Origin of the sequence: Serratia sp. (in: enterobacteria) (assembly GCF_051654945.1) — a bacterium.
Lineage (GTDB): Bacteria > Pseudomonadota > Gammaproteobacteria > Enterobacterales > Enterobacteriaceae > Chania.
In genome coordinates this window covers 40,819-67,315 of record NZ_JBOFZA010000023.1, presented here as the reverse complement: position 1 = coordinate 67,315, position 26,497 = coordinate 40,819, and the positions used below count along the sequence as shown (strand labels likewise).

The 26,497-nt window shown below is 56.0% G+C and carries 21 protein-coding genes and 1 tRNA gene; 13 read left to right on the top strand and 9 right to left on the bottom strand.

Annotation, left to right across the window (positions count from 1 at the left end; all coding sequences use genetic code 11):
* The first annotated feature begins 16 nt into the window (after window positions 1–16).
* Window positions 17–730, top strand: coding sequence for a helix-turn-helix transcriptional regulator (locus ACRDCA_RS00735; protein WP_438687857.1), 714 nt, complete (start codon window positions 17–19; stop codon window positions 728–730).
* A 260-nt stretch (window positions 731–990) separates the two neighbouring features.
* Here ACRDCA_RS00735 and ACRDCA_RS00730 read toward each other — a convergent pair.
* From ACRDCA_RS00730 to ACRDCA_RS00695, 8 genes are all read right to left on the bottom strand, one after another.
* A tRNA-Asn gene (locus tag ACRDCA_RS00730) sits at window positions 991–1,066 on the bottom strand.
* A 112-nt stretch (window positions 1,067–1,178) separates the two neighbouring features.
* Window positions 1,179–4,268: a beta-galactosidase gene (locus ACRDCA_RS00725; protein ID WP_438687856.1), complete on the bottom strand. Its 3,090-nt coding sequence runs from the start codon at window positions 4,266–4,268 to the stop codon at window positions 1,179–1,181.
* Between the two features lie 188 nt (window positions 4,269–4,456).
* Complete coding sequence (gene fbpC / locus ACRDCA_RS00720) at window positions 4,457–5,515, bottom strand: ferric ABC transporter ATP-binding protein (RefSeq protein WP_438687855.1); 1,059 nt, start codon at window positions 5,513–5,515, stop codon at window positions 4,457–4,459.
* 25 nt (window positions 5,516–5,540) lie between these two features.
* Window positions 5,541–7,619 (bottom strand): ABC transporter permease, encoded by a 2,079-nt coding sequence (locus ACRDCA_RS00715; RefSeq protein ID WP_438687854.1) that lies wholly within the window; start codon window positions 7,617–7,619, stop codon window positions 5,541–5,543.
* A gap of 67 nt (window positions 7,620–7,686) precedes the next feature.
* Entirely contained in the window at window positions 7,687–8,718 is a 1,032-nt protein-coding gene (locus ACRDCA_RS00710; RefSeq protein WP_438687853.1) for an ABC transporter substrate-binding protein, read from the bottom strand.
* A 111-nt stretch (window positions 8,719–8,829) separates the two neighbouring features.
* A complete protein-coding gene (uhpC, locus tag ACRDCA_RS00705; RefSeq protein ID WP_438687852.1) occupies window positions 8,830–10,122 on the bottom strand; it encodes an MFS transporter family glucose-6-phosphate receptor UhpC in 1,293 nt (430 codons plus the stop codon).
* A gap of 88 nt (window positions 10,123–10,210) precedes the next feature.
* Window positions 10,211–11,743 carry an MASE1 domain-containing sensor histidine kinase gene (locus ACRDCA_RS00700; protein ID WP_438687997.1) on the bottom strand — a complete coding sequence of 511 codons (1,533 nt, stop codon included), beginning with the start codon at window positions 11,741–11,743 and terminating at the stop codon, window positions 10,211–10,213.
* A 12-nt stretch (window positions 11,744–11,755) separates the two neighbouring features.
* The gene (locus ACRDCA_RS00695) at window positions 11,756–12,385 is read right to left on the bottom strand and encodes a response regulator (RefSeq protein WP_438687851.1); all 630 of its coding nucleotides are present in this window, start codon (window positions 12,383–12,385) and stop codon (window positions 11,756–11,758) included.
* A gap of 432 nt (window positions 12,386–12,817) precedes the next feature.
* Between ACRDCA_RS00695 and ACRDCA_RS00690 the strand changes: the two genes are divergently transcribed.
* The 4 genes from ACRDCA_RS00690 (at window position 12,818) to ACRDCA_RS00675 (ending at window position 17,308) form a co-directional block, all read left to right on the top strand.
* Window positions 12,818–13,753 carry an autoinducer 2 ABC transporter substrate-binding protein gene (locus tag ACRDCA_RS00690; RefSeq protein ID WP_438687996.1) on the top strand — a complete coding sequence of 312 codons (936 nt, stop codon included), beginning with the start codon at window positions 12,818–12,820 and terminating at the stop codon, window positions 13,751–13,753.
* A gap of 72 nt (window positions 13,754–13,825) precedes the next feature.
* On the top strand, window positions 13,826–15,307 hold the full coding sequence (locus ACRDCA_RS00685) for a sugar ABC transporter ATP-binding protein (RefSeq protein WP_438687850.1): 1,482 nt from the start codon (window positions 13,826–13,828) through the stop codon (window positions 15,305–15,307).
* A 76-nt stretch (window positions 15,308–15,383) separates the two neighbouring features.
* Entirely contained in the window at window positions 15,384–16,322 is a 939-nt protein-coding gene (locus ACRDCA_RS00680) for an ABC transporter permease (protein ID WP_438687995.1), read from the top strand.
* Between the two features lie 2 nt (window positions 16,323–16,324).
* On the top strand, window positions 16,325–17,308 hold the full coding sequence (locus ACRDCA_RS00675; protein WP_438687849.1) for an ABC transporter permease: 984 nt from the start codon (window positions 16,325–16,327) through the stop codon (window positions 17,306–17,308).
* A gap of 42 nt (window positions 17,309–17,350) precedes the next feature.
* On the opposite strand, the gene dpiA is transcribed toward ACRDCA_RS00675, so the two are convergent.
* On the bottom strand, window positions 17,351–18,037 hold the full coding sequence (dpiA, locus tag ACRDCA_RS00670; protein WP_438687848.1) for a two-component response regulator DpiA: 687 nt from the start codon (window positions 18,035–18,037) through the stop codon (window positions 17,351–17,353).
* 323 nt (window positions 18,038–18,360) lie between these two features.
* Here dpiA and citC point away from each other — a divergent pair, with 323 nt between their 5' ends.
* The 8 genes from citC (at window position 18,361) to agp (ending at window position 26,434) form a co-directional block, all read left to right on the top strand.
* Window positions 18,361–19,434: a [citrate (pro-3S)-lyase] ligase gene (gene citC, locus ACRDCA_RS00665; RefSeq protein ID WP_438687847.1), complete on the top strand. Its 1,074-nt coding sequence runs from the start codon at window positions 18,361–18,363 to the stop codon at window positions 19,432–19,434.
* Window positions 19,431–19,739 carry a citrate lyase acyl carrier protein gene (gene citD / locus ACRDCA_RS00660; RefSeq protein ID WP_438687846.1) on the top strand — a complete coding sequence of 103 codons (309 nt, stop codon included), beginning with the start codon at window positions 19,431–19,433 and terminating at the stop codon, window positions 19,737–19,739. The genes citC and citD overlap by 4 nt, the downstream gene beginning before the upstream one ends.
* 7 nt (window positions 19,740–19,746) lie before the next feature.
* Window positions 19,747–20,640, top strand: a complete 894-nt coding sequence (gene citE, locus ACRDCA_RS00655; RefSeq protein ID WP_115650749.1) for a citrate (pro-3S)-lyase subunit beta — start codon at window positions 19,747–19,749, stop codon at window positions 20,638–20,640.
* On the top strand, window positions 20,640–22,145 hold the full coding sequence (gene citF, locus ACRDCA_RS00650) for a citrate lyase subunit alpha (RefSeq protein ID WP_025122987.1): 1,506 nt from the start codon (window positions 20,640–20,642) through the stop codon (window positions 22,143–22,145). The genes citE and citF overlap by 1 nt, the downstream gene beginning before the upstream one ends.
* A 4-nt stretch (window positions 22,146–22,149) precedes the next feature.
* Complete coding sequence (gene citX, locus ACRDCA_RS00645; RefSeq protein ID WP_438687845.1) at window positions 22,150–22,698, top strand: citrate lyase holo-[acyl-carrier protein] synthase; 549 nt, start codon at window positions 22,150–22,152, stop codon at window positions 22,696–22,698.
* Window positions 22,682–23,563 carry a triphosphoribosyl-dephospho-CoA synthase CitG gene (citG, locus tag ACRDCA_RS00640; RefSeq protein ID WP_438687844.1) on the top strand — a complete coding sequence of 294 codons (882 nt, stop codon included), beginning with the start codon at window positions 22,682–22,684 and terminating at the stop codon, window positions 23,561–23,563. The genes citX and citG overlap by 17 nt, the downstream gene beginning before the upstream one ends.
* Window positions 23,564–23,594: 31 nt before the next feature.
* On the top strand, window positions 23,595–25,058 hold the full coding sequence (locus ACRDCA_RS00635) for an anion permease (RefSeq protein WP_438687843.1): 1,464 nt from the start codon (window positions 23,595–23,597) through the stop codon (window positions 25,056–25,058).
* Window positions 25,059–25,201: 143 nt separating this feature from the next.
* Window positions 25,202–26,434: a bifunctional glucose-1-phosphatase/inositol phosphatase gene (agp, locus tag ACRDCA_RS00630; RefSeq protein WP_438687842.1), complete on the top strand. Its 1,233-nt coding sequence runs from the start codon at window positions 25,202–25,204 to the stop codon at window positions 26,432–26,434.
* Window positions 26,435–26,497: the final 63 nt, after the last annotated feature.

Here is a 26,497-nt window from a genome sequence, read left to right as displayed (position 1 = left end):
TTCCTGGAGTGTTCTGGTGGGTAATTTTTCTCAGGTATGTATTATGATAAATGTATTAATAAATGATAATGACGCACTTTTTCGCCAGGGGATGAAACAATATCTGACGGAGCTGTTTTCTATCGAGTTCGATAAGCAAGTGAATTTCTCGATGGATTTTAGCGATGAAACTGTGAGCGAGGCTGATGTTATCGTGATGGAGCTTTGTAAGGGAGAAAATTACACTTGCACTCCTGAGTTACGGTCGAGGAAAAAAAGCATTATTATCGGGATTGTCGATAGTGAATTTGAAATGAAAAAATCACTAACTCGTTGTACTACCGACATTATTTTCATTCAGCGCTGTGAGCCATTAAGCGTTATACATCAGAAGGTTATCAATTTATGGAAGTTGTATAACCAACCTGGCGGGAAATTGCATTGTGGCAGTTGTTGTTCCTGCCCACATCTGGAGCTGTCGCCGCACCAGGTAAAAATTATGGCCAGGATTTATAATGAGAAAACCGTTCATCAGATAGCGAAGGAATTAAACGTCAGTTATAAAACCATTGCTTCTCACAAATATGTTGTTATGAATAAATTTAATCTTTCCAATGATTATGAATTGATTAATTTCTTGAGTAAATTGAAAGAAAAAACTATCCATCCAAACTATTTTAGAGAGTATTTAAATAGATTTAGTGGAAAGAACGGAACTTACGCTGACGTCATCCTCACCCAGGGACTCTAGGTCCGCTTAATGCTCTTGGCTGACTGCCAGATTGAGCAACCAGAAATCCAACTTTTCTGCCAGTCTATTTTAAATGGGGTAACACTCAGAACCTGAGCCTTTTCTGCCAAGGGGCGAGCCATCCCGCAAACTTATAATATCAAACATAACGTTGGGATAAGCAGTGCCGCGGGCACATTCCGGGATGGGGTGTGAACTGCTGAGGTACCCTAGAGAACAAAAAGCCCGCTTAAGGAAACTTAAGCGGGCTTTTCTAAATATGGCTCCTCTGACTGGACTCGAACCAGTGACATACGGATTAACAGTCCGCCGTTCTACCGACTGAACTACAGAGGAATCGTGTGAACGAGCGGAATCATAGCGGGGTGCCGGGGGGAAGTCAAAGGGGATTACGCATTCTGCGTTCGTTTGCTTACAGAACGCGCAACCCGTTGAGGTTTTGGCAGATTTATCTCACGGCTGAGCGTTTTAAACGCAACCGATAGTGATAATGCCCGGCGGTCAGCAGGAAGTCCTCATTCACGCTTGGGCTCCAGGAGTCGTCACCGCCGACGCCCATATGCTGGGCATCCAGCTGTAGCCAGGTGCCGGGTTCTGGTTGCAGCAAATGTACATGGCTGCAATTCATCAGTTGTTGCAAGCCATAACGGCTGAGTGAGAAGTGGAAATGCCCGTCGGCTTGCAGATCGCCATACTGCACCCGCTGGGTATCGCAGCGCAGGCCGTTTTCCCCAGGGAAGATATAGGGAGTATGCAGTTGTTCCAGCGGTCTGGTCCATAGCCCATGCTGGGCAGCAAGTTTGCGATCCGGGTAGTTTTCGTGTGGCCCCAGACCCAACCATTGTGCCTGTGGGTGCACCTCGGCCAGTTGGCAGCTCAGGCCAATACGGGCTGGCGGGGGCAGGGCGTCGGCCACCGTGACATCCACCTCAACCTGTACGCTGCCGTAGCAATCGAACAGCCACTGTTTACGGCTGTGCAACAGCACCTGCTGGTTAAAGCTGAACGTATGCTCGGTGACCACTCGCACGCCGTCGCTTAACGCATCGGCATAAATCTGCGTGCAGTGCTCCTCCAGTTGATACATGCCTGCCAACTTCCAGCGTTCCACCCAGGCGTTAGGATCGATGCGCTCCACTTCGCTGATGCCGATATCGTTATCCAGCGGCGCACGAATAAAGTTATCGCGCAGTGCCGACAGCAGGGTCGCTTTTCCGTCTTGCCACCACTGGCTTAGCCAACCGCTGGCACGTTCGAACTGCCAGCGCTGGTTGCCGTGGACAATCTCAATTTGCTGCTCGTTCTGAGCTAATTGCGGAGCAACGCCGCTGCTGGCTGGTGGTGTCAGGTGCAGCGTGCGTGGCAACCGCCATTGATCCCAGGCGCAACGATGATGTTCCTCTGACCACTCCGTGGCGTGTGGTTGCACCACTTCCACGTTCAGCCATAGCTCGCCTGGGCGATGGATCATCGGCAACTTGTCCAGCAGAACCACCGTGGTGCTGCCTTGTGGCGGCAGATTGAGCATCAGGCTACCGCTGGCGCGTTCTACACCGTCCAGTTCCAGCCGCCAGTTAAGCTGCTCATTGTCGGTTGCCCGGAACAGGTATTCGCTGGTGATGGTCAGTGCCAGCTGTTGGGCGTCAAACTGGAACTGGAAAAACTGCTGCGCGCGTTGGGCTTCAAACAGTGCCGGGTGTGGGCTGCGATCGGGGAACACCAGCCCATTGAGGCAAAATTGGCGGTCGTTCGGCGTATCGCCAAAGTCGCCGCCGTAGGCCCAGTAGGCTTGGCCGTTGTCATCGGTGCGGGTCAGCGCCTGATCGACCCAATCCCAGACAAAGCCGCCTTGCAGGCGCGGGTGTTTGCGAAAAGCCTGCCAGTAGCGATCGAAGCCACCAAAGCTGTTGCCCATCGCATGCGCGTACTCACACAGGATCAGCGGACGGTGTTCATCGGGCAGACCGATCCACTTCTTGATCGACCATTTGGGCACCGCCGGGAAAGGCTGATCCTGATCGACGCGGGCATACATGGGGCAGACAATATCCGTAGCCGCCGAGTTGGCTCCACCGCCCTCATATTGCACCGGTCTGGTAGGGTCCTGGCTTTTCACCCAACGGTACAGCGCATCATGGTTGCAGCCGTGGCCGGATTCGTTACCCAACGACCAGATGATGATGCAGGCATGGTTGCGATCGCGTTGCACCATGCGCGTAACGCGCTCGCTCATGGCGGGCAGCCAGAGCGGATCGTTGGAAAGGCGATTCATCGGCTGCATGCCGTGGGTTTCAATATTGGCTTCGTCGACTACATACAGGCCGTAGCGATCGCACAGTTTGTACCACAGCGGATGGTTCGGGTAATGGGAACAGCGCACCGCGTTGAAATTATGCTGCTTCATCAGCAGGATATCCTGACGCATGGTGGCTTCATCCATCACCTGGCCGTGTTCTGGATGATGCTCGTGGCGGTTGGTACCCCGGATCAGCAAGGGCTGGCCGTTGAGCTTCAGCAAACCGTTGCTGATGGTGACCTGGCGGAAACCGACGTCATAGGCTTCCGCCTCGATCAGTTCACCGGATTGGGAAAGTAGCAGGATCACCGCACGATACAGTTCTGGCGTCTCCGCGCTCCATAATGCCGGTTTTTCTACTGGCAAACGCAGCGTGGTGCGATCGTCATAAGCGCCGCGCTCATCGATAATCTCACTGCCAAAGGCCTGTGTCTGTTCGGCAATCAAGACATCGTTACGCCACAGTTGCACCTGCACCCGATGTTGTTGCGGCTGATTGGTCTGTACCTCAACCACCAGTTCTCCACGGTGGAAACTGTCGCTCAGTGGCGTGGTGATATGGATATCGCTCAGGTGCGCAGTGGGTTTATGCAGCAGGCTGACGTCACGGAAAATGCCGCTCATCCGCCACATATCCTGATCTTCCAGATAGCTGCCGTCGCACCAGCGCAGCACCATCACCGCCAGCCGGTTTTCCCCGGGTTGCAGCACCGCGCTGAGATCGAATTCGGCAGGCAGGCGGCTGTCTTGCGAATAGCCGATAAACTCGCCGTTACACCACAGATAAAACGCCGAGTTGACGCCATCGAAAATAATGCGGGTTTGTCCACCGGCCAACCACTCGGCATCAACGGTAAAGCGGCTGGAATAGCAGCCGGTCGGATTCTCTTCCGGCACCAGCGGCGGATTAACCGGGATCGGGTATTTGACGTTGGTGTAGATTGGGGCGTCATAACCCGCCAACTGCCAGTTTGCAGGTACCGCTAACGAGTTTGCATCCGGCAGATCCTGTTCCAGCCAGTGTTCAGGTACCGCCTGTGGGCGCGAAAAATAGCTGAATTGCCACTCGCCGTTGAGCGATTGCTGGCTTGCACTGGTAACGTCTTCACGGGCCGCAACAGCATCACGCCAACTGACAAAGGGGGGATGTGCTGGCAGGCGTTGGTAATGGGTGCAGGCAGGATTTTGCCAATCGCGGCGGGCGAGGATCTCTGCCAGGGTAACACGGGAGTTAGCATGCATGGTGGGCGTTTCCTGAGCCGGTTCAAGCCAAAGGGGTAAGCGTTTACATGGCTGACAGCATTACTCGGCGGAGCGCGTTTGCAAAGTGAGAAAACAGCAGAAGCCGAGCGCGATCACATTGGCGTGACAAATGCGGCGATGGGCTACGGGAAAAACCCCCACCCGAAAGACCGGGCGGGGTGGCAAGCTTACTCGTCGGCCAGCACGAACATGCCGAACGGATGGATTTGCAGGAAATAGCTGTCGCCCGGTTCTGGCTGCAACTGTGTGGCGTTGACCTGTAACAGCAGCGACTGATCGTGCCAGTTCACCAGCACTTCATACTGTGGCCCCATATACGCCACTTTGCTGATGGTGCAACGCTGGCTGGCTTCCCCTTGCTGGCTGAGGGTGATGGCTTCCGGACGTACGCCAACGGTGCATTGCTGCAAACCGGGGGCAAAGCCCTGCGGGCGCGGCACCGGGTAGCCAAAGATCTCTACGCCGCTGCTGGTCACCTTGGCCGGGAAGATGTTGGCATCGCCCATAAATCCGGCCATAAAGCGTGAGGCCGGGTAGCGGTACAGCGTCTGCGGCGCGCCAATCTGCATGATTTCTCCTTTGTTCATCACCAGCACGGTGTCTGAAACCGCAAAGGCTTCACTCTGATCGTGGGTAACGTATAGCGAAGTGATATTGAACTGCTGCTGCAACTCGCGGATCTTCTCGCGCATGCTGCGGCGCAGGTTGGCATCCAGGTTGCTCAACGGCTCATCGAACAGCAACACTTTGGGTTTCAGGATCAGCGCACGTGCCAGGGCCACACGTTGCTGCTGGCCGCCGGAGATCTGATCGACATAGCGCTCCTCGAAGCCTTCCAGATCGACCAGCATCAGGGCTTCACGCACCCGATCGCGGATCTCCGCCTTGGGCCTGCCCAGCATCTTCAGGCCATAGCCGATGTTATCTCCCAGCGACATATGCGGGAACAGCGCGTAGGACTGAAATACCATACAGATGTCCCGCTGCTGAATGGAGCGATCGGTCACGTCCTCGCCGTCGATAAAGATCTGCCCGCCGCTGGGCTTTTCCAGCCCGGCGACCAGGCGCAGGACCGTAGTTTTACCGCAGCCGGAAGGGCCAAGCAGCGTCACCATATCTCCGCGTGGGATAGCCAGGCTCAGGTTTTCAATCACGGTGTTGTTGCCAAACCGCTTGGCGACGTTTTTCAGTTCAACGAAGTGCTTTTTAGTTTGTAGTTCAGACATGTTGTTCATCCTTCTCCGCCGGGTATCAGGCCGCATTTCGGGCTTTGGAACGCGCGACCCGCGCTTCGCCAACCAGGAAATCAAACAGGAAAATAATCGCCAGCATCACCACGATCAGGATCGAACCGTAGGCGATGGCTACACCGTACTCGCCGTCCTCAACCCGATTCAGGATGTAGGACGTTGCGACACGTGTATCAGGCGTCACCAGGAAAACAATGGCGCTGACGGTGGTCATGGCGCGCACAAAGCTGTAGACCAACGCCGAGAGGATCGCCGGGCGCAGCAAAGGCAGCAGGATATACACAATGGTGCGAAGCGAACCGGCACGCAGGCTGAGGGAGGCCTCATCCAGTGACTTGTCCAACTGCCCCAAACCGGCGATACCCGCGCGGATCCCCACCGGCACGTTACGCATCACCATCGAAATGATGACGATGGCCGCCGTGCCGGTCAGGTAAACCGGCGCGCTGTTAAACGCCAGGATGTAGGAAACACCGGCCACGGTGCCAGGCACTGCGAAGCACAGCATGGTGCTGAACTCGATCACTTTTTTGCCCTGGAACTGCTGGCGCACCACGATGTAGGCAATCAGCAGACCGAAGATGGCGGTGATCGGTGCCGCAATCCCGGCGTACAGTAAGGTATCGAGCAGGGAAGGCCAGGCGCCGTCGCTGAATCCTTGACCGAACAGCTTGCTGAAGTTGTCCAGCGTCAGCGTGTAGTCCACGCCCCAGTTAACGGTAAAGCTGCCGTAGAAAATGCTGCCGTACAGCAGGATATTGAAGGCGATCCACACATACAGCATCAGTGAGACGCCCCACACCAGCGTTACCGGTAGCGGCTGTACGTCGCCGTGGTTGGATTTGCCGGAAATGGTCACGTAGGAACGTTTGCCGATCCACATGTACTGCACGCAGAACACCAACAGTGAGAACATCAACAGCACGACGCCCAGCGTACTGGCCGCCTGATAATCAAGCTGTGCACCGGTAATGTAGAAGTAGATCTGCGTAGCCAATACGTCGAAGTTGCCGCCGAGGACCAACGGGTTACTGAAGTCCGCCAGCGATTGCACAATCACGATCAGGAACGAGTTAGCCAATGCCGGTTTCAGTAGCGGCATAAACACCTGGGTGAAGGTCTGGAAACGGTTGGCGCGCAACGTGTAGGACGCTTCTTCCAGCGACGGATGGATGGTCTTGATGGCCCCATCGAGGATCATGAATGACATCGGCGTAAAGGCCAGCACCTGGGCCAGCCAGATCCCGGTAAAGCCGTAGAGCCAGTTGGTGTTGGTCAGGCCAAACCAGGTCACCATCAGCTCGGTGATGTAGCCGGAACGGCCCATCATCAGCGTAACCCCCAGACCCACCACGAAGGGGGGCGTCACGATCGGCAGGATCGAGAAGATACGGCCAATCACGGCCGAACGGCGGGCAATACGCGTGGTATAAATCGCCAGCACCATACCAAAGAAGGTACAGCCAATGCCTACGGCGACCGACAGCAGGAAGGAGTTCCAGATCACCTGCAGGATGTGCGCCTGCCCGAGCGTTTGCATAAACGCCAGCGGGGCGAAGGCACCGCTCTCATCGGTGAACATCGGGATAAAGATGGCGATGCTGGGGTAAATGATAAACAGCACGATCAGGGCGATCACCGCGACCAGTGAACCGAGCACGAAACGATCGCCACCCAGCCACTCCAGCCTTGAAAGTGCCAGGGTGATCACCGCGCCCATGGCCAACAGCAGCGGCAGGGTAGCGAACCCCATCCCGGTGCCGGTCGCGGCGGCGCTGATAAACACCAAAAACCCACAGGCCAGAGCATAACCGGCATCAAACAGGTGGCGGCCACGTTGTTCGCGGCCAGTAGCAATTGGTGGGCGCACAAGCAGCAGCAGCGGGGCGGCAAACCACAGCACGGCCAAGCCTGCATGCGACCATCCGTAGGCCGCCAGCAGCTCTTCGCGGGTCGCTTCCAGCAGCCCGTAATCCAGACTGTAAGACGGTAGCAGGGCGAAACCGGCCAGCGCCACCAGCAACCAGTAGAAAATGGGATCCCGCCCCTGCGCGCTGCGCAAGGTAATGGTTTCAGACATGGTATTCCCCGGAGTTGACTAAATTGAAGCGGGCGCTAGGTTCACGCCCGAAAGAGACGGGATGGGATCAATGGCCCATCTTCACGTCGTTAACCCACTTGGTGATCAGCTTTTTACGCATGTCGGAAGCCCCGTAGGTATCCATGTCGTAGTCGATCAGTTTCAACTGATCCAGCTTCAGCGAGTTAGGGGAGGTCTCTGCCGTGGTGTTGGTCAGGATCTGGTAAGACTGGCCTTTCTTCCAGGACAGCTCTTGCGCTTCTTTAGATAGTGCCCAATCCACGAACAGCTTGGCGTTCTCCATATTGCGGGCGTTTTTGAGAATGCTGATGCCGCCGATTTCATAGCCGGAACCTTCGCATGGGGAAACCAGCGTTAACGGAGCGCCTTTCTCTTTTTCCAGCGAATAGTCGTGCAGGAAGCCGATGCCGATAGTGGTTTCACCGCGAGCGGCGTTACGGGCCGGGGCGATACCGGACTTGGTGTACTGTGAGATGTTGCCGTTCAGCTGTTTCAGGTAATCAAAGGCGGCTTCTTCGCCCCACAGCTGCGCAAAGGTGGCCAGTGCGGTGTAGGCGGTGCCGGAGCTTTGCGGATCGGCGATCTGGATCTCCCCTTTGTAGATCGGGTTGGTCAAATCCTTCCAGCACTTGGGCTCAGGCAGGTTTTTCTCTTTCAGGCGGTCGGTGTTGACGCCAAAGCCGAGAATGCCGATATACACCGCCGAGGAGTAGTTGCCTTTACGTTTGGCCGGATCGCGGAACTGCGGCATGATTTGCTCCAGGTTGGGTGACGCGTACGCCTCCAGCAAATCCATTTCACCCGCCTGCGATTGCGGATCCAGCGTGCCGCCATACCACACGTCGGCCTGCGGGTTTTTCTTCTCCGCGTCTACCTTGGCCAGGGTGCTGCCAGAGCCGTTGCGGATAAAGCTGGTCTTGACGTCGTACTTTTCTCCGAACACTTTGGCTTCTTCTTCGCACATGGCGTTGGTGGCGCTGCAATAGATCACCAGACGGCCTTTGGCCTGCACGGTTCCGGCCAGGGCAGTCAGCGCCAGCGTGGTGGCCAGCAGGGTATTGAGAGGTGTCAATTTCATAGAGTCATCCTTTTTTGTTGTTGTCTTTGTAGGGTAAAGCAAACCAATTTCTTCTCTGATAATGGGGAACAGCACCGGAGCTCCCTCCTCACCACCGTATAAAAGTTACGCTTATTGTTGCCGTAGTTGCCCGGCCATCAGCAGCGGCATCAACAGCAGGCCGACGCAGGTGGCGGCCAGTGCCAGCAGGGCAAAGAAGCCATACCAGCCGTAAAGCTGTAACACCTGAGCTAACGGCCAACCCGCCAGCGCGGCCCCCAGATAGGCGAACAGGCCGAGAAACCCGGTGACGGTACCGGCCGCATCCTTATGGCAGTGCTCCGTGGCGGCCAGCCCGATCAGCATCTGCGGCCCAAACACAAAAAAGCCGAGGCCGAAAAAGCAGGCTGAAAGCAAGCCGTAATGGTGCAACGGGGCCAGCCACAGCGCAGTCGTCGTCAAAAACAGCCCGATGGAGAACAGCAGGATCATCGGTGCTCGCAGGCCGCGAAACAGCAGGTCCGATCCCCAACCGGCAAACAGCGCGCCAAACAATCCACCCAGTTCAAACAGTGACAACGTGGCGTTGGCCTTCATCAGGTTGACGCCGTGGCTTTCCGCCAGCCAGATGTTGCCCCAATCGTTCAGCGCGATGCGTATCAGGTACACCAGGATGTAGGACACGCCGAGCAACCAGATGGTCGGATTGCGCAAAATGGTGTCATACAATATCCGCCGCATCGGCATTGCCGGGCTTTGTTGCTCCTGCCACAGCTCCAGCGGATCGCGGCGCCAGCGGCCTACGCTGGGTAATCCTTGCTGCTGCGGTTTGCCGCACAGTTGCCAGCATAGCCACAGCCCGATCAGCATCCCGATGGCTCCCGGCAGTAACAGGGCTGCCTGCCAACCGTAGTGCGAAGCCATATAGCCGGACAGTAACGGTACGGCCGCACCGCCCAGGCTGATCGAGGTATTCCAGGTGCCCCACCACAAGCCACGCTCATTGCGTGAATACCAACTGGTGAGCATCTTGGCGCAGGGCGGCCAGCCCCAGGCCTGAAAGAATCCGTTTAGCGTCCAGACCACCAGCAGCGCCGTCAGCGAATGGCAAAAGGCGAACACGATGTTCAGCACGCCGGTGATAAACAGCCCGACCCCCATAAACCAGCGCACCTGGCTGCGATCGCTGACGATGCCGGAGACAAACTTCGAGCCGCCGTAGGCCAGGTAAAACAGCGTACCCAGCAGGCCGATATCCCCTTTGTCCAACCCCAGTTCGAGCTGCATCACCGGCATGGCATAGCTGACGCTTTTGCGTGTCAGATAGAATGCGGCGTAGCCGACGATCATCGAAAACATCAGGCGCGGTCGCCAGTAGCGATAGCGGGCACTGATTTGTTCAGCTGTTAGCGTGGCCGATGCCATGGGATCCTCCAGACAATGAAAGCAGTGTAGGGACTTGAAAAGTGAAAGGGATGAGACAAGGTTTTAGGCGACTAAGACTTAGTCCTAGTCAGCCGGGATTTTTGTTCAATTTTGTGGGCAGGTTAACAATTATGCGCGTGCCGTTACGCCGCTGGAGCCGCCAGTCGCCCCCTAATGCGCGCACCCGCTCCTCAATGCCGCGCAGGCCAAAGCCGCTGGTAGGCTGCAACGGCATCCCCTGACCGTCGTCACGCACTTCCAGGGTGATCGTCTGGTGGCTTTGCGTCAGGCTCAAACGCACATGGCTGGCGCAGGCGTGTTTGCTGATGTTATTGAGCAACTCCTGCGCAACGCGGTAGAGGGTAAACACCAGGGTTTCATCATCTGGCGTGGCGGGCAGGCGGTAATCCAACTGGAAGCCGATCCCCTGTTCGGCAAAGGAAAACTCATCGGCCAGGTGATGCAGGGCCTTTTCCAGCGCCATCTCTTCCAACACCGGCGGGCGCAATTGCCGTAATAGGGTGCGCGTGGTGTGGTGAATACGTTGCGATAACGAATCAATCTGTTCGGCGGCCAGGCGGGCCGCCGGGGCGGTGGCGCTGCGGTTCACCAGCATGGCCTGGATCTGGATGGCGGTAATATTCTGGCCGATCTCGTCATGCAATTCGCGTGCGATGGCTTTGCGCACCTCTTCTTCGGTCCCGATCAGCCGCTCCATCAGCTGGCGTTTGGCCGTTAATTCCTGTTCCAACTGCTGGCGATAACGCTCTAGCTTTTGCGCCAGTTGCTGCTGGCGGCTGATGGCAATCCCCAAGCCAATGCCCAACAGTGCCTGGGTGGAAAGGAATAGCTCCAGCTCGCGCAGCTCCTGGAAAGCGCCACCGGCCTGGCGGGTGAGGGTGATCATCACGCTGCCAAACAGCGCCGCCAGCACGCCCCCTTGCCAGCCAAAGCGATATGCCATAAACACGTTGGGCAGAAAAATGAAGATCAGCAGCAGTCGCTCCATCTCTGGTGCGATCGCCAGCTGTAAGCAGATCCCCATGGTGAGAAACAGCGAACACCACAGCAACAGTGAGGTACGTAGCTGTGGCGTCGAGGGGCGCGGAACGGGCATTGACGTCACCAGTTGCTGGCGCAGATAGGTATAAATCAGATAGACAAAGGGCACCAGCAGCACGCCGCCGGTAAAGCTGGTGAGCAACGTCTGGCTAACGGTGATGGGTAGCCACAACCCTGCCAGCACCCCGCACAGCAGCGCATTGACGGCGATCGCCGCCAGCAATAGCGACAGGCGCTGCCAATACAGGTGATAGCGATACCACAGCCGCTGCGTGCCCCAGGCGGGCAGCAGGCTCAGCCAGGGCAGCAACAGCACCAAGCGATCGCTCAGCAATTGCTGGTCATACAACCACAGCAGCGTAGCGGTTTCTGCCAATAGCAGCGTAGGCCAATAACGCCGGGGTAACAGGATCAACAGCGCTAGCCGCAGTCCTTGGGGGAACAGCAGCACGGCATGTTGGCCGTCATGGCTCAGGTGCAGGCTGATGGTCCATAGGGCCAGCCAACTGAGGGTAAAAAACAGCGCCAAAAACAGCGAAAGCGCCAAGCGGCGCACCATTGGCGGCACTGGTTAACTCCCGGCAAGCAGTTGATGTTGCAGTGCGAAATGCACCAGTTCAACAGTAGTATCACAATGCAGTTTGCCGAGGATGTTGGCGCGATGCACCTGGACGGTTTTATGGCTTAAGGTCAGTTGCTGGGCGATGGTTTTGACACTCAGACCGTTGACCAGCAGATCGAAGATTTCTTTTTCGCGCGGAGTGAGCACCTGTAGCTCTTTTGGTGGCTGCGGCGTATGGCGCAGTGCGCGCAAAGCGTCCGCGCACAGATAAAGTCCACCGCTGCTGACGGCGCGTACTGCCTGCACCAGCTCATGGGGGCCGCAGCGTTTGGTGAGATAACCACCGGCGCCGGCATCGATAGCGCTTTGCACGAAGGCATTGGTGTCGTAGATGCTGAGAATGATGGCGCGAAACGTCGGACGCTGTTGGCGCAAACGCTGAAGCAGGCTGAGGCCACTTTCGTTTGGCATGGCGATATCCAGTACCGCCACGTCGATCGGATCGCGCAGCAGATGTGGCCAAGCCTGTGCCGCCGAATCGAACTGGCCGATGATACGGATATCTTCTTCCAGTGACAGCAATTGAGCAAACCCGGAGCGGACCACTACATGATCATCAATCAGTGCAACGTTAATCATAAGCCTTGTAACAAAGTGTGAGATTTTCCGCATCATGCGCAGGAAAACTCTGGCTGGCAACTGCTGCGCTGCAAAATGGAAGGGAGTTAACAAACTTGACATTAAAATGGCGGGCTTAGTTGCCTCCCCCCTTTGGATCATGACCCCCGTCGCAAACCCGGAAAGTTGCAGATTTGTCCATATAAATAGCATTCAAGGATATGGGGAAAATAGCTATCGAGGTTGTAGAGTCCCTCTACGGGAAATGTTGAGCAGATGTAAAATCAGCATCCCGGTCAAGCTCCATCACTCAAGAAAGAAAATAAAATATAAATACTACCAATGTGTTACGTCATTTCTTGACCGCAATCATCTCACCTACATTCGATCCGGGAGCCTCAATAGATGAAAAAACTGAGTGTTAAAACGTTATTGGCCGCCAGCCTGTTCAGCATGATGGCGTGCTCGGGAAGTGCATTGGCGCAGGAAGTGGAAGTCGTCAATATCTCGAAAATCGCCGGGATGCCGTGGTTTAACCGCATGGGGGAAGGGGTGGAACGTGCCGGTAAAGACCTCGGGATCAAGGCCTATCAGGTTGGCCCCTCCAGTACCGATGCCCCGCAGCAAGTGAAAATCATAGAGGATTTAATTGCCAAGAAAGTCAGTGCCATCAGCATCGTGCCAAATGATGCCGATGTGCTGGAGCCGGTATTCAAGAAAGCGCGTGACGCCGGGATCGTGGTATTAACCAACGAATCACCGGGGCAGCCAAGCGCCAACTGGGATATCGAAATCATCGATAACGCCAAATTCGCCGCCGACAACGTGGAAGAAATGGCCAAGGCGATGGGCGGCAAAGGGGGCTATGTCATTTACGTTGGCAGCCTGACCGTACCGCAACATAACCTGTGGGCCGATTTGTTTGTTAAATACCAGAAAGAGCATTACCCGGAGATGTTTGAAGTGACCAGCCGTATGCCTGTCGCCGAGAGCATTGATGACTCGCGCCGCACCACGCTGGATCTGATGAAAGCGCACAGCGATCTGAAAGGGATTGTGGCTTTCGGTTCGCAAGGCCCGATTGGGGCAGGCCGCGCAGTGAAAGAAAAACGGGCGAAAAACAAGGTCCACGTGTTTGGCATGATGATCCCTTCTCAGGCTGCGTCGCTGGTTAAAAGTGGTGATATCGCCATGGGTGTCACCTATGACCCAGGTTCTGCCGGTTATGCATTAACGGCCGTCGCCGACAAAGTGCTGAAAGGAGAGAAAATCGAAACGGGGATGGAGATCCCAGGGGTGGGTAAAGCGGAAGTTGATCAGGATAAGCACCTGATCCAGTTCCACAACGTATTGCGCGTCACCAAAGACAACGTGGATTCTCTGTATTGATTCACCGCATTACCGCAGAGCCGGAGGTCTGTTCGGCTCTGCAACCCATACCCGCCTGGCGTAAGAGGATGTATGCAGCCATTTATTACCCTGGAAAATATCAGTAAAACCTTTTATGGCGTCAAGGCGCTGGATCAGGTGGCGATGACCCTGCTGCCGGGCGAGGTGCACTGCCTTGCCGGGCAGAACGGTTGTGGTAAATCAACGCTGATCAAGATTATCTCCGGCGTTTACCAACCCGATGCGGATGCTGCCATTATTATTGATGGCAAAACCTATGCCACTCTGACACCGATTGAATCCGTTCGCCTGGGGATCCAGGTTATTTATCAGGACCTGTCATTGTTTCCGAATCTGACCGTGGCCGAGAATATCGCCATGAACCATTACCACCATCAGCTATGGGTGAATAAACGTCAGATGCGCGAAACCGCCGAGCGGGTGATTAACAGTATTGATGCCCACCTTAATCTGGACGAATTGGTGGAGAATTTACCAATCGCCCAGAAACAGTTGGTCGCGATCTGCCGGGCACTCGCACAGGATGCGCGCCTCATCGTTATGGATGAACCTACTGCGTCGCTAACCCGGCAAGAGGTCAACGGCCTGCTACGGGTGGTGCATGAACTGAAATCGCGCAATATCTGCGTAGTGTTTGTCAGCCACCGCCTGAGCGAAGTGCTGGAGATTTCCGACCGCATTACCGTATTGAAAGATGGCAATTGGGTCGGTACTTATCCTGCCGCCGAGGTGGATAATCACCGGTTGGCCTGGCTGATGACGGATATGAAATTTGATTTCCAGGTATTGCCGCCATACAGCGCAACGCGCCCGGTTGTGCTGTCTGTGGAAGAACTTTCCCGTGGCAACGAATACCAAAATATCTCATTGCAGTTACATCCTGGCGAGATTGTCGCCCTGGTTGGTCTGCTTGGCTCAGGCCGCACCGAACTGTGCCTCAGCCTGTTCGGCTTGACTCAACCTGAGTCGGGGACCATTCGTATCAACGATAAGCCGATGTGTTTTACCAGTAACCGCGATGCCATTGCCGCTGGTGTGGGCTATGTCTCGGAAGACCGCATGAGCACCGGACTGATTATGGAGCAATCCATCCGTGACAATATCAGCGCCACGGTATTACACCGGCTGAAAAATGCCTTTCACCTGATGCGGGCCGAACGGGTCGATACGCTGGTCGAAGATATGGTCAAGCACCTGGCGATCAAAATCGGCAATAGCGATCTGCCGGTCAATACGCTATCCGGCGGCAATGCGCAGCGCATCTCCATCGCCAAATGGCTGGCCACCGACCCGCAAATCCTGATCCTCGATTCGCCGACCGTGGGCGTCGATATCGCCAATAAGGCCGGTATTTATAACATTATCAACGCATTGGCAGATCGAGGGATCGCGGTGCTAATGGTTTGTGATGAGATTGATGAGGCTTACTTCAATAGTCACCGTGTTGTCGTGATGCGGTCCGGGCAGTTGGTGCAGGAGTTCTTGCCAAGTCAAAGCAGCGAAGCCGCCATTGCGGAGGTGGTCAATGGTTAACCCTCATACACTGAATAAATCTGCGGTAGCAAAAAGCAGTTTATTGACTAAAGAACACCTGAAACGCCATGAAGTGATGCTGGCTTTCACTATCTTGATTATTTCGACCTATCTTGCTTTCACCAGCCCAGACTTTCTGACACTCGCCAATATTTATGATCTGATTAATAACTATGCCATGTTGACCATTTTGGCGTGTGGCCTGTTTATCGTATTAATTTCTGGCGGCATTGATATTTCATTCCCGGCGATGACCATTATCTCGCAATATGTCATGGTGACCTTAATTGTGAAATATGGTGGCAACTTCCCGGTGGCTTTCGCCCTGGCGGGAGGCATTGGGTTATTGCTGGGGCTGATTAACGCGCTATTGGTTAATCGCCTGCGGGTGCCATCGATCATTATCACCATTTCTACGCTGAACATATTCTACGGGTTACTGCTGTATCTCAGCCGGGGCGTCTGGCTGTATACCTATCCGGAATGGTTCGAACATGGGCCGATGCTGTTTTCTTTCACCGCTGCTGATGGCTATGACTATGGTCTTTCGCTGCCCATTCTGACTTTGCTGACGACGATTATCGTCACGGCCTTGTTGATGACCCGCACCAGCATTGGCCGGCAAATTTATGCGTTGGGTGGCAATCAGGAAGCGGCATCCCGCATGGGGTTCAGCATCCTCAAACTGCAACTGTTTGTTTATGGCTATATGGGCTTTTTATCCGGCATTGCCGGGGTGGTGCAGTCCTATACCGTCCTGACGGTGGCACCGGACTCGTTGCTTGGCTATGAACTCACCGTGCTGGCGGCGGTGGTGTTGGGCGGAACCAGTATTGTCGGCGGGCGTGGAACGCTAACCGGTACGTTACTGGGGGTGATCCTGCTGGCCATTTTACAAAATGGTCTGAATTTACTGGGCATTTCGTCGTACTGGCATACCGTGGTGATCGGGCTGGTGATTGTCATCAGTATCAGTATGACCGCCTGGGGTCAACGTCATAAGGTAGGGATATAACCATGTCGAAAACAACGCAACGTGATCATACCGAGCGCTGGCTGGTGGCACTGTTGGTGCTGGTAGGGGCCGTATTCAGCGTGCTGATCCCGCAGGTCTTCTGGTCTGCCGCCAATTTCCAGTCTATTGCCGCACAAATCCCCGTCGCGGGGATATTGACGCTGGCCATGGCGATCACCATGCTGACCGGGGGGATAAATTTATCCATTATCGCCACGGCGAATGCCAGTGCGTTGGTGATGGCCTGGGTTTGTACCCACCTTGAGCCAACGTTCAGTTCGATGATCTTGATGCTGGCGGCGGGGGCTGCGGTTGCCCTGGTGGTCGGGATTATCAATGGTGTGCTGATCTCGGTGGTGCGGGTTTCCCCGATCCTGGCGACCTTGGGCATCATGACCTTGCTCAAAGGGGTGAACGTGCTGATTTCCAAAGGCTCGGCGATTTCTAACTTTCCGAGCGCTGTGCTGGCATTGGATCGCAGCTATTTCCTTGGGGTTCCCATCCCGCTGTATCTGTTTGCCGCAGTGGCGTTGTTGCTGTGGCTGATGCTGGCCAAGACCCCGCTGGGCCGTCAGATATACCTGGCTGGCTCCAACGAAAAAGCCACCTATTTCTCGGGCATCAATACCCGCCGTACGTTGATTTGGGTCTATGTGATTTCTTCGTTACTGTGCGCCGTCGCGGCGCTGTTGATGATGTCGAAACTCAACTCGGCCAAAGCCTCCTACGGGGAGTCACTGTTGCTGATCACTATCCTGGCGACGGTATTGGGCGGGGTTAATCCCGATGGTGGGTTTGGCAGGATTTTCGGCATTGTGCTAGCGCTGTTCCTGCTGCAAATGCTGGAGAGCGGGCTGAATATCATGGGCGTCAGCAGCTATATCACCATGGCACTGTGGGGGGCGCTATTGCTGGCGTTTATCTTTGTCAAAGGTACCAACATCCCGGCATTGCGTTTCTTGCGCCACCACAAGCCGTTGCATTGACATGCCAACCCAGGGAGCAGCCCATTAGATGGGCGCTCCTGTTTACGCATTGCCTACAGAGCGATAGATCCGCTGTGGTCTGCCCACCTTGCCGTAAATAATCTCCGCGACCAATTGATCGTTGGCGCTGAAAAACTCCAGATAGCGCCGGGCGGTGGTGCGGCTCAGCCCGATTTGCTGCGCCACGCTTTCCGCCGTATGACGCACCTGCGGATCTTCAAACAGGGCGCGGATCTTCATCAGCGTGAGTTCATCAATACCGGCGGGTAATGTGGCCTGATCGCCTCCACGGGCGTAGGTGTTGAACATTTCATCGATGCGGCGCTGGTTGACCCGCGCTTTGTCTTTCAGCGCTTCACGCCGTTGGCTAAAGCGTTGCAGGGTTTGCGCCAGACGGTCATAAGCCAGGGGTTTGATCAGGTAATCGAATACGCCATAGCGCAGAGCTTCGGCCACGGTGTCCATATCGCTGGCGGCGGTGATAAACACAATGCCACCGCCGTAGCCTTGCAGCGTCAGTTCGCGCAGCAACTCTATACCCTGGCCGTCTGGCAAAAAATTATCCAGCAGGATCAGATCGGGCTTGAAGCGTTCGGTCATTGCGCGCGCCTGTGCCAAGGTGCCCGCCAGCCAAATCTGCCGGCACCCGCCATTCTGCTTGATGAATTCCGCATGCATTTCTGCCAACGGCGTTTCATCCTCAACAATCAGAATATTTAGCCATTCCATGTTAAATCCCCGTTGCTTAATTACGTTGCTAATTAAATGTAATCGAGATGGTTATTTTATTAAACACCATGTCGGCAATAAAAACTATAAAAATAATTAAGTAAATAAAAACCATTAAACAACTTATTTACTGCGGGTAGATTGTGAAATAGGTCAATAATCAGGACGTTATTTGTGTTTAACATGGCGCCATTAAATACCCCGTTGGCGTTATAGACCAATTCAACTTAATGGTTTTTAAGGTTTTTATTGTGCCTTGATGTTAATGCTGATGGGATTTTGTATTTCAAATGTTATTGATAAGTTATTTTAGAGAGACTGACATGTTGGGCGATACCGTATTTAATCGGGTAAAAAGATCGGATCATAAAAATATAGCGGCTATTAACGCTTTTTTGCGCAGTAACGATCTGAATATTGATACCACGGTCGAAGTTTTTATCACCGTGACCCAGGGCGAACAATTGGTTGCCTGCGGAGGTATCGCCGAAAATATTATCAAGTGCGTGGCCATCAGCCCGCAAATGCGTGGCGAAGGCTTGGCACTATCATTGGCGACCGAGCTGGTGAATCTGGCCTATGAGCGTCATCACACCCAGTTGTTTATCTACACCAAAGTGCAGAATGAGGCGCTGTTCCGTCAATGTGGTTTCTACCCGATTGCCAGCGTGCCGGGCATCGTGGTGTTGATGGAAAACAGCCCGTGCCGCCTGAAGCGTTACGCCGCGCAGTTGGCTGGCCAACGCCAGCCGGGCAACGTTATTGGCAGCGTAGTGATGAACGCCAACCCCTTTACCCGTGGCCACCAATATCTGGTGCGGGAAGCCGCCGCCCGCTGTGACTGGCTGCACCTGTTCCTGGTGAAAGAAAATACCTCGCGCTTCCCGTATGAAGATCGCCGCGATCTGGTGCTGAAGGGTACTGAGGGGATCACCAATCTGACGGTGCATGAGGGATCACAATACGTCATCTCCCGTGCCACCTTCCCTTGCTACTTCATCAAGGAACAGGGGATTGCCGACGACTGTTACACCGAAATCGATCTGAAAATCTTCCGCCAGTATCTGGCGCCTGCGTTGGGTATCACGCATCGATTCGTCGGCAACGAACCGTTCTGCGCCGTAACGGCGAAATACAACCGCGACATGCGTTACTGGCTGGAAACCCCAGCGCTGCCTAGCCCACCGATCGATCTGGTGGAGATTGAGCGTTTGCAGTACCAGGGCACGGCGATCTCGGCCTCCTGGGTACGCAAGCTGCTGGCCGCAGGAGACTTCCACGCTGCCGCCCCTTTGGTGCCGAAAGACACGCTTTACTACCTGCAGGATATCCAGGCAAAGCGCCGGGCCAAGCCAGTACCGCAAGAATTTGAGTCCGCACAATCAGGTGAATCATGAAAATAATCCGAGAAGCAATGGCCGGCACGCTGGAATCCAGCGATGTCATGGTCCGTATCGCGCCAGCAGAAGGCCCGGAGCACGACCTGCTGATTGCCAGCAGCGTGGAAAAGCAGTTTGGAGATGCCATCCGCCACACCCTGTTGCAGGTGTTACAGCACTACAACGTGCCGCCGGTGCAGGTGATTGTCGACGATAAAGGCGCATTGGACTGTGTGCTGCGCGCCCGGCTGGAAACCGCATTGATGCGTGCCAGTGAAACCGCCGCACTGCCTTGGGGGGAACGTTGTGAAAACGCTGAATAAACACCGCATGCGCCGCAGCATGCTATTCGTGCCGGGGGCTAATGCCGCCATGGTCAGCAACGCCTTTATCTATCAGGCCGACGCGCTGATGTTCGATCTGGAAGACTCGGTGATCCTGCGTGAGAAAGACGCGGCTCGTCGCCTGGTGTATCACGCGCTGCAACACCCGTTGTATCAGGAAGTGGAAACCATCGTGCGCGTCAATGCGCTGGATTCGGCCTATGGTCTGGCGGATCTGCAAGCGGTAGTGCGTGGCGGCGCGGATATCGTCCGTCTGCCAAAAACCGATACTGCGCAGGATGTGGTGGATATGGAGCGTGAAATCGCCGCCATCGAACGTGCCTGTGGTCGCCCGGTCGGCAGCACTGGCCTGCTGGCGGCGATCGAGTCCGCGCAGGGTATCACCAACGCGGTGGCGATTGCGCAGGCTTCCCCAAGATTGATCGGGATTGCGCTGGGTGCCGAAGACTATGTGCGCAACCTGCGTACCGAGCGCTCGCCGGAAGGCATCGAACTGCTGTTTGCCCGTTGCTCACTGTTGCAGGCTGCCCGTGCCGCCGGGATCCAGGCATTCGATACCGTCTATTCCGATGCCAATAACGAAGCCGGTTTCCTACAGGAAGCGGCGCTGATCAAACAGCTGGGCTTTGACGGCAAATCCCTGATCAACCCACGCCAGATTGAATTGCTGCACAACCTGTATGCGCCAACCGCCAAAGAAGTGGCGCATGCCCAGCGGGTAGTCGATGCGGCAGAGGCGGCGGAAAAAGAAGGGCGCGGCGTAGTTTCGCTGAACGGCAAGATGGTGGATAGCCCGGTGATTGAACGGGCCCGCCTGGTACTGCAACGCGCAGCGCTTTCCGGCGTGCGTGAAGAACCGAACCACAGCGAGGAAGCATGATGAAACGCCAACAACGCCTGATGACCTTGAACAATCACGCCGAGATGCGGCTTTATCAGGAAGCCTCCAAGGCCAATTTGCAAGCGCGCAAACCGCGCGACCTCAAACGCTGTGAATCGCTGGAAGTGGCGATCCGCCGCAGTGGTTTGCAGGATGGCATGACCATCTCTTTCCATCACGCCTTCCGTGGTGGCGATCTGGCACTTAACCAGGTGATGGAGGTGCTGGCGAAGATGGGGTTCCGCAACCTGACGCTGGCCTCCAGCTCGTTGACCGATTGCCATGCGCCGCTGGTCGGCCATATTCGCAACGGGGTGGTGAGCCGTATTTACACCTCCGGCCTGCGTGGGCCATTGGCGGATGCCATTTCGCGTGGCCTGCTGAAAGAGCCGGTGCAGGTTCACTCGCATGGTGGCCGCGTCAACCTGGTCGAGTCGGGTGAGTTGCAGATCGACGTTGCCTTCCTCGGGGTACCAACCTGTGATGAGTTCGGCAACGCCAATGGCTACACCGGCGACGCCTGCTGCGGTTCGCTGGGTTACGCCAAGGTGGACGCAGCGGCGGCCCGTAGCGTGGTGCTGCTGACCGAAGCGATCGTGCCTTATCCGCATCATCCTGCCAGCCTGGCACAGGATCAGGTCGATCTGATCGTGCAACTGGAACGAGTAGGGGATGCGGACAAGATCGGGGCCGATGCGACGCGAATGACCTCCAACCCGCGCGAGCTGCTGATTGCCCGCCGTGCTGCCGAGGTGATCGTCGATTCCGGTTACTTTACCGAAGGGTTCTCCTTACAGACCGGCACCGGCGGCGCTTCGCTGGCGGTAACCCGCTTCCTGGAAGACAAGATGCGTGCCCGTGGCGTCCGCGCCGGTTTTGCGCTGGGCGGCATCACCTCCACTATGGTGGATCTGCATGAGAAAGGCCTGATCGGCAAACTGCTGGACGTGCAGAGTTTTGACCGCGCGGCGGCCATGTCACTGGCTCGTAACCCAAATCATATCGAGATCAGCGCCAACCAGTACGCCAACTTCAGCTCCAAGGGCGCGTCGGTTGACCGCCTGGACGTGGTGGTACTGAGCGCACTGGAAATCGACACCGGCTTTAACGTCAACGTCCTGACCGGCTCCGACGGGGTGATCCGTGGCGCATCCGGCGGCCACTGCGATACCGCTGCTGCGGCACGGCTGGCGATTATCGTCGCGCCGTTGGTGCGTGGCCGTATTCCTACGCTGGTTGAGCAGGTCACCACCTGTGTTACGCCGGGCTCCAGCATCGACATTCTGGTGACCGACCACGGAATTGCCGTTAACCCGGCCCGCCCAGAGCTGGCTCAGCGCTTGCGTGATGCCGGATTACAGGTCGTCACTATCGAATGGCTGCGTGAACGCGCGCTGGTGTTGACCGGTGAGCCAAAACCGATCGCCTTTACCGACAACGTGGTGGCCGTAGTGCGCTATCGCGACGGTTCAGTGATTGACGTTGTACATCAGGTAGCGGAGTAACCTCATGGCTTACATCTCCCCCGAATTGGCCACCAGCCATGCCGTAAGTTTGCCCGAACTGCTTTCCAGCCGTGAATGCCGGCAGGCACGGCAACAGGCGTGGCTGGCGCGCCATCCCTCTGCCACGTTGGTGGTACTCACGCTGGTGGTACCGGGGGCGGTGAAAGACAGCCCCATGACGCGGCGCGTGTTCAATCTGGGCAGGCAGGCGTTGCAGCAGATGTATCGCCAGCAAGGTTGGCTGTGTTTGCAACAGAAAACTTTGGCGCTTGCTACCGGCTGCGAGGGCTATCTGGCGCTGCAAGCCGATGCCCGCGCGGTGAAAGAGGCCACCATCCAGTTGGAGATCCAGCAACCGATTGGTCGGCTGTGGGATATCGATGTGCTGACTCCACAAGGGCAGATCCTGTCGCGGCGCGATCTTGGCCTGCCTGAGCGCCGCTGCCTGCTGTGTGACCAGCCAGCCAAAATCTGTGGCCGTCAGCAAAGCCACAGCACCGAACAACTGCTCAATGCCATGGAAAGGATGCTCGACGATGCAATTCCAGCCTGATTGGCAGTTGGCGGTAGCGACTCCTTCGCTCGGCCAACGTTTTGCCCGTGATGCCTACCGGGCAATGTTGGTGGAGGTCAATCTGACCCCGAAACCGGGGTTGGTCGATCGTCACAACAATGGCGCACATCGTGACATGGATCCGGGTCACTTCTACCGCAGCTCGCGGGCGATTGGTCGGTGGCTGCCCTATTTTATCCGCCAGGGCAGGGTTGACGCCGCTTTACCCGCAGAGCAGCAGCTTGCACGCCTGCGCCCGGTGGGGATGGCCTGCGAGGCACAGATGTTTCGCGCCACCGGCGGCATCAACACCCATAAAGGCAGCGTGTTTTCATTGGGATTGTTGTGCTGTGCCTTTGGGCGTTTACAGCAGCAACAACGGCCGATCGACGCCCAAAGCCTGTGTCGCGAAGTGGCTCAGATGTGCCGTGGGTTGGTCAGCCGGGAACTGCAACGCAACAACGCGGGCCAGACCGCCGGACAACGGCTGTTTACCGAGTTTGGCCTGAGCGGTGCCCGTGGCGAGGCCGAGTCTGGCTTTCGGTTGGTGATCGACGGTGCGCTGCCGCTGTATCGCCAAAGGATCGCCGAAGGTGGTGGCGAACAGGTCGCGCTGATGGACAGCCTGCTGTGGCTGATGGCGCATAACGATGATACCAACGTCGCCTCGCGGGGCGGCATCAAAGGGCTGCGCTGGTTACAACACGAAGCCAGTCAGCTATTGGCACAGGGAGGGGCAGGTACCACACAAGGAATTGCTCGTTTGCGACAGTTCGACGTTGCGTGCATTGCCCGCAATCTCAGCCCCGGCGGTAGCGCCGATTTATTGATAGTCACCTGGCTGTTGGCGCAGACAGGGGCTTAAAAAAATTACGAAGCCTTCAGGAGAAGTGTCCATGTCCGAAACCAAAGAGAAAATCTGGAAAGCGATCGCCCCGCTGGTGGTGCTTGCCGTCCTGTTAATGATACCCACGCCGGAGGGCATGCCACCGCAAGCCTGGCGCTACTTTGCCATCTTTGTCGCGATGATTGTCGGCATGATCCTGGAGCCGATCCCGGCCACGGCGATCAGCTTTATCGCCGTGACCGTCAGCGTGCTCAGTTCCAACTGGGTGCTGTTTGGCGCCGAAGAGCTGGCTAACCCAAGTTTTAAGGCCGGTAAAGAGGCGCTCAAGTGGGGGCTGGCCGGGTTCTCGAGTACCACCGTCTGGCTGGTATTTGGTGCCTTTATCTTCGCGCTGGGCTATGAGGCCACCGGGTTAGGGCGACGTATCGCGCTGTTCCTGGTGAAATTCATGGGCAAACGCACGCTGACGCTGGGCTATGCGGTGGTGATCATCGATATCATGTTAGCGCCGTTTACCCCATCTAACACTGCACGTACCGGGGGCACGGTGTTCCCGGTGGTGAAGAACCTGCCGCCGCTGTTTGATTCCTTCCCGAACGATCCTTCTTCACGCCGTATCGGGGGTTATCTGATGTGGATGATGGTGGTAGGTACCAGCATCAGCTCCTCCATGTTTGTGACCGGCGCTGCACCCAACGTGTTGGGTATCGAATTCGTCAACAAGATTGCCGGGATCAACATCACCTGGATGCAATGGTTCCTGGCCTTCCTGCCGGTTGGGTTGTTGCTGCTGATCGTTGCGCCGTTGATCTCCTACTACCTGTATAAGCCAGGCGTTACGCACAGTAACGAAGTGGCTGGCTGGGCCAGTACGGCACTGGGAGAGATGGGTAAACTGACCCGCAAAGAATATACCCTGATCGGACTGGTATTACTCAGCCTGTGCCTGTGGGTGTTCGGCGGTAAGATCCTCGATGCGACAACGGTCTGTTTGCTGGCAGTATCGCTGATGCTGGCTCTGCACGTGGTCAGTTGGAAAGACATTACCAAATACTCCAGCGCCTGGAATACCCTGGTTAACCTGGCAACCTTGGTGGTGATGGCCAGCGGCCTGAGCCGTTCCGGTTTTATCGACTGGTTTGCCACTACCATGAGCACCCATCTGGACGGTTTCTCACCGAAGATGACGGTCGTGCTGCTGGTGCTGGTGTTTTATTATGCCCATTACCTGTTTGCCAGCCTGTCGGCACACACCGCGACCATGCTGCCGATGATCCTGGCGGTAGGTAAAGGCTTGCCGGGCGTGCCGATGGAACACCTTTCCATCCTGCTGGTGTTGTCTATCGGTATCATGGGGGTATTGACTCCGTATGCGACCGGCCCAGGGGTGATCATCTACGGCTGTGGTTACGTGAAGTCGAAGGACTACTGGCGTCTTGGCGGTATCCTTGGCATAGTGTATATCGCGGCATTGCTGTTGATCGGCTGGCCGATTCTTAGCCTGTGGTACTAAGCTAACCAGCGGCCACCCAAGGGTGGCCGCTGTTGCAATCCCTTCCCCCGTGACACCCGTCACACACTTTCCTGTAAAACGCCGTCATTATACAAATCCAACGTTAACCTATTCAAAATAATCATATTTAGGGACCTCTGCGGATGAGAAAAAAAACGTTATTACTTTGCCTGCCTTTGCTGTTCAGCGGTGTCGCCTTGGCTGAGAACGACGGTTATCAACTGGAACAGGTGCTGGTGATGAGCCGCCACAACCTGCGTGCGCCACTGGCGAACAACGGTAGCGTGCTGGCCCAGTCCACGCCAAAAGCCTGGCCGCAGTGGGATACGCCAGGTGGCTTGCTGACCACCAAGGGTGGCGTGCTGGAAGTGTATATGGGCCACTATTTCAATGCGTGGCTCAAGCAGGCCGGTATTTTGCCGCAGGAAGGCTGCCCAACGGGTGACAGCGTCTATGTGTATGCCAACAGCCTGCAACGCACCGTAGCCACCGCGCAGTTCTTCACCAACGGCGCGTTCCCGGGCTGTGATATCAGCGTGCATCATCAGGATAAAATGGGTGAGATGGATCCCACCTTTAACCCGATTATCACCGATACCAGCGAAACCTTTAACCAGCAGGCGTTGAGCGCCATGAACGCCGAGTTGGCGTCGTTGAAGCTGGATGCCTCCTACAAACAGCTAGAGCAGATCATCGATTACAAAGACTCTGCGGCCTGCAAGACCGACAAGCAGTGCAATCTGGCTGCCGAACCGAGCAAAATGAGCGCGGTACCGGGGAAAGAACCAGGGGTTTCTGGCCCGCTGAAGGTGGGTAACTCGCTGGTGGATGCCTTTATGTTGCAATATTACGAAGGCTTCCCGATGAAAGACGTGGCCTGGGGCAAGATCGTCACCCCGCACCAGTGGCAGCAGTTGGCCAAGCTGAAAGATGGCTATCAGGATTCGCTGTTCACCTCGTCGGTTGTCGCCCAGAACGTGGCCAAGCCGCTGCTGACCTACATCAACTCGGCGTTGATTAGCGAGCGCAAGGCGGATTCGCCGAAGCTGACCGTGCTGGTGGGGCATGATTCCAACATCGCCTCTCTGCTTTCCGCAATGAAGTTCAAGCCATACGAACTGCCGAAGCAGTACGAGAAAACCCCGATCGGCGGCAAGCTGGTGTTCCAGCGTTGGCATGACGGCAAGGGCGATCGCGACCTGTTGAAGATTGAATATGTCTACCAATCGACCGAGCAGTTGCGTAATGCCGAACCGCTGACGCTGAACAACCCACCGCAGCGTGTCACTATGGCGCTGGAGGGTTGTCCGGTAGATAAAGACGGCTTCTGTGCCTGGAGCGACTTTGAAAAAACCATGAAGGACGTCCTGCAATAACGGTGCTGCCGGGGCGAACCGTTTCGCCCCGGCCAACTGCGCGGTATATACTGTCTCAACGGA

Coding starts and splice junctions, on each gene's coding strand:
- ACRDCA_RS00725 (WP_438687856.1), bottom strand. CDS start 4,268: ATGCATGCTAACTCCCGTGTTACCCTGGCAGAGATCCTCGCCCGCCGC.
- fbpC (WP_438687855.1), bottom strand. CDS start 5,515: ATGTCTGAACTACAAACTAAAAAGCACTTCGTTGAACTGAAAAACGTC.
- ACRDCA_RS00715 (WP_438687854.1), bottom strand. CDS start 7,619: ATGTCTGAAACCATTACCTTGCGCAGCGCGCAGGGGCGGGATCCCATT.
- ACRDCA_RS00710 (WP_438687853.1), bottom strand. CDS start 8,718: ATGAAATTGACACCTCTCAATACCCTGCTGGCCACCACGCTGGCGCTG.
- uhpC (WP_438687852.1), bottom strand. CDS start 10,122: ATGGCATCGGCCACGCTAACAGCTGAACAAATCAGTGCCCGCTATCGC.
- ACRDCA_RS00700 (WP_438687997.1), bottom strand. CDS start 11,743: ATGGTGCGCCGCTTGGCGCTTTCGCTGTTTTTGGCGCTGTTTTTTACC.
- ACRDCA_RS00695 (WP_438687851.1), bottom strand. CDS start 12,385: ATGATTAACGTTGCACTGATTGATGATCATGTAGTGGTCCGCTCCGGG.
- ACRDCA_RS00690 (WP_438687996.1), top strand. CDS start 12,818: ATGATGGCGTGCTCGGGAAGTGCATTGGCGCAGGAAGTGGAAGTCGTC.
- ACRDCA_RS00685 (WP_438687850.1), top strand. CDS start 13,826: ATGCAGCCATTTATTACCCTGGAAAATATCAGTAAAACCTTTTATGGC.
- ACRDCA_RS00680 (WP_438687995.1), top strand. CDS start 15,384: ATGCTGGCTTTCACTATCTTGATTATTTCGACCTATCTTGCTTTCACC.
- ACRDCA_RS00675 (WP_438687849.1), top strand. CDS start 16,325: ATGTCGAAAACAACGCAACGTGATCATACCGAGCGCTGGCTGGTGGCA.
- dpiA (WP_438687848.1), bottom strand. CDS start 18,037: ATGGAATGGCTAAATATTCTGATTGTTGAGGATGAAACGCCGTTGGCA.
- citC (WP_438687847.1), top strand. CDS start 18,361: ATGTTGGGCGATACCGTATTTAATCGGGTAAAAAGATCGGATCATAAA.
- citD (WP_438687846.1), top strand. CDS start 19,431: ATGAAAATAATCCGAGAAGCAATGGCCGGCACGCTGGAATCCAGCGAT.
- citE (WP_115650749.1), top strand. CDS start 19,747: ATGCGCCGCAGCATGCTATTCGTGCCGGGGGCTAATGCCGCCATGGTC.
- citF (WP_025122987.1), top strand. CDS start 20,640: ATGAAACGCCAACAACGCCTGATGACCTTGAACAATCACGCCGAGATG.
- citX (WP_438687845.1), top strand. CDS start 22,150: ATGGCTTACATCTCCCCCGAATTGGCCACCAGCCATGCCGTAAGTTTG.
- citG (WP_438687844.1), top strand. CDS start 22,682: ATGCAATTCCAGCCTGATTGGCAGTTGGCGGTAGCGACTCCTTCGCTC.
- ACRDCA_RS00635 (WP_438687843.1), top strand. CDS start 23,595: ATGTCCGAAACCAAAGAGAAAATCTGGAAAGCGATCGCCCCGCTGGTG.
- agp (WP_438687842.1), top strand. CDS start 25,202: ATGAGAAAAAAAACGTTATTACTTTGCCTGCCTTTGCTGTTCAGCGGT.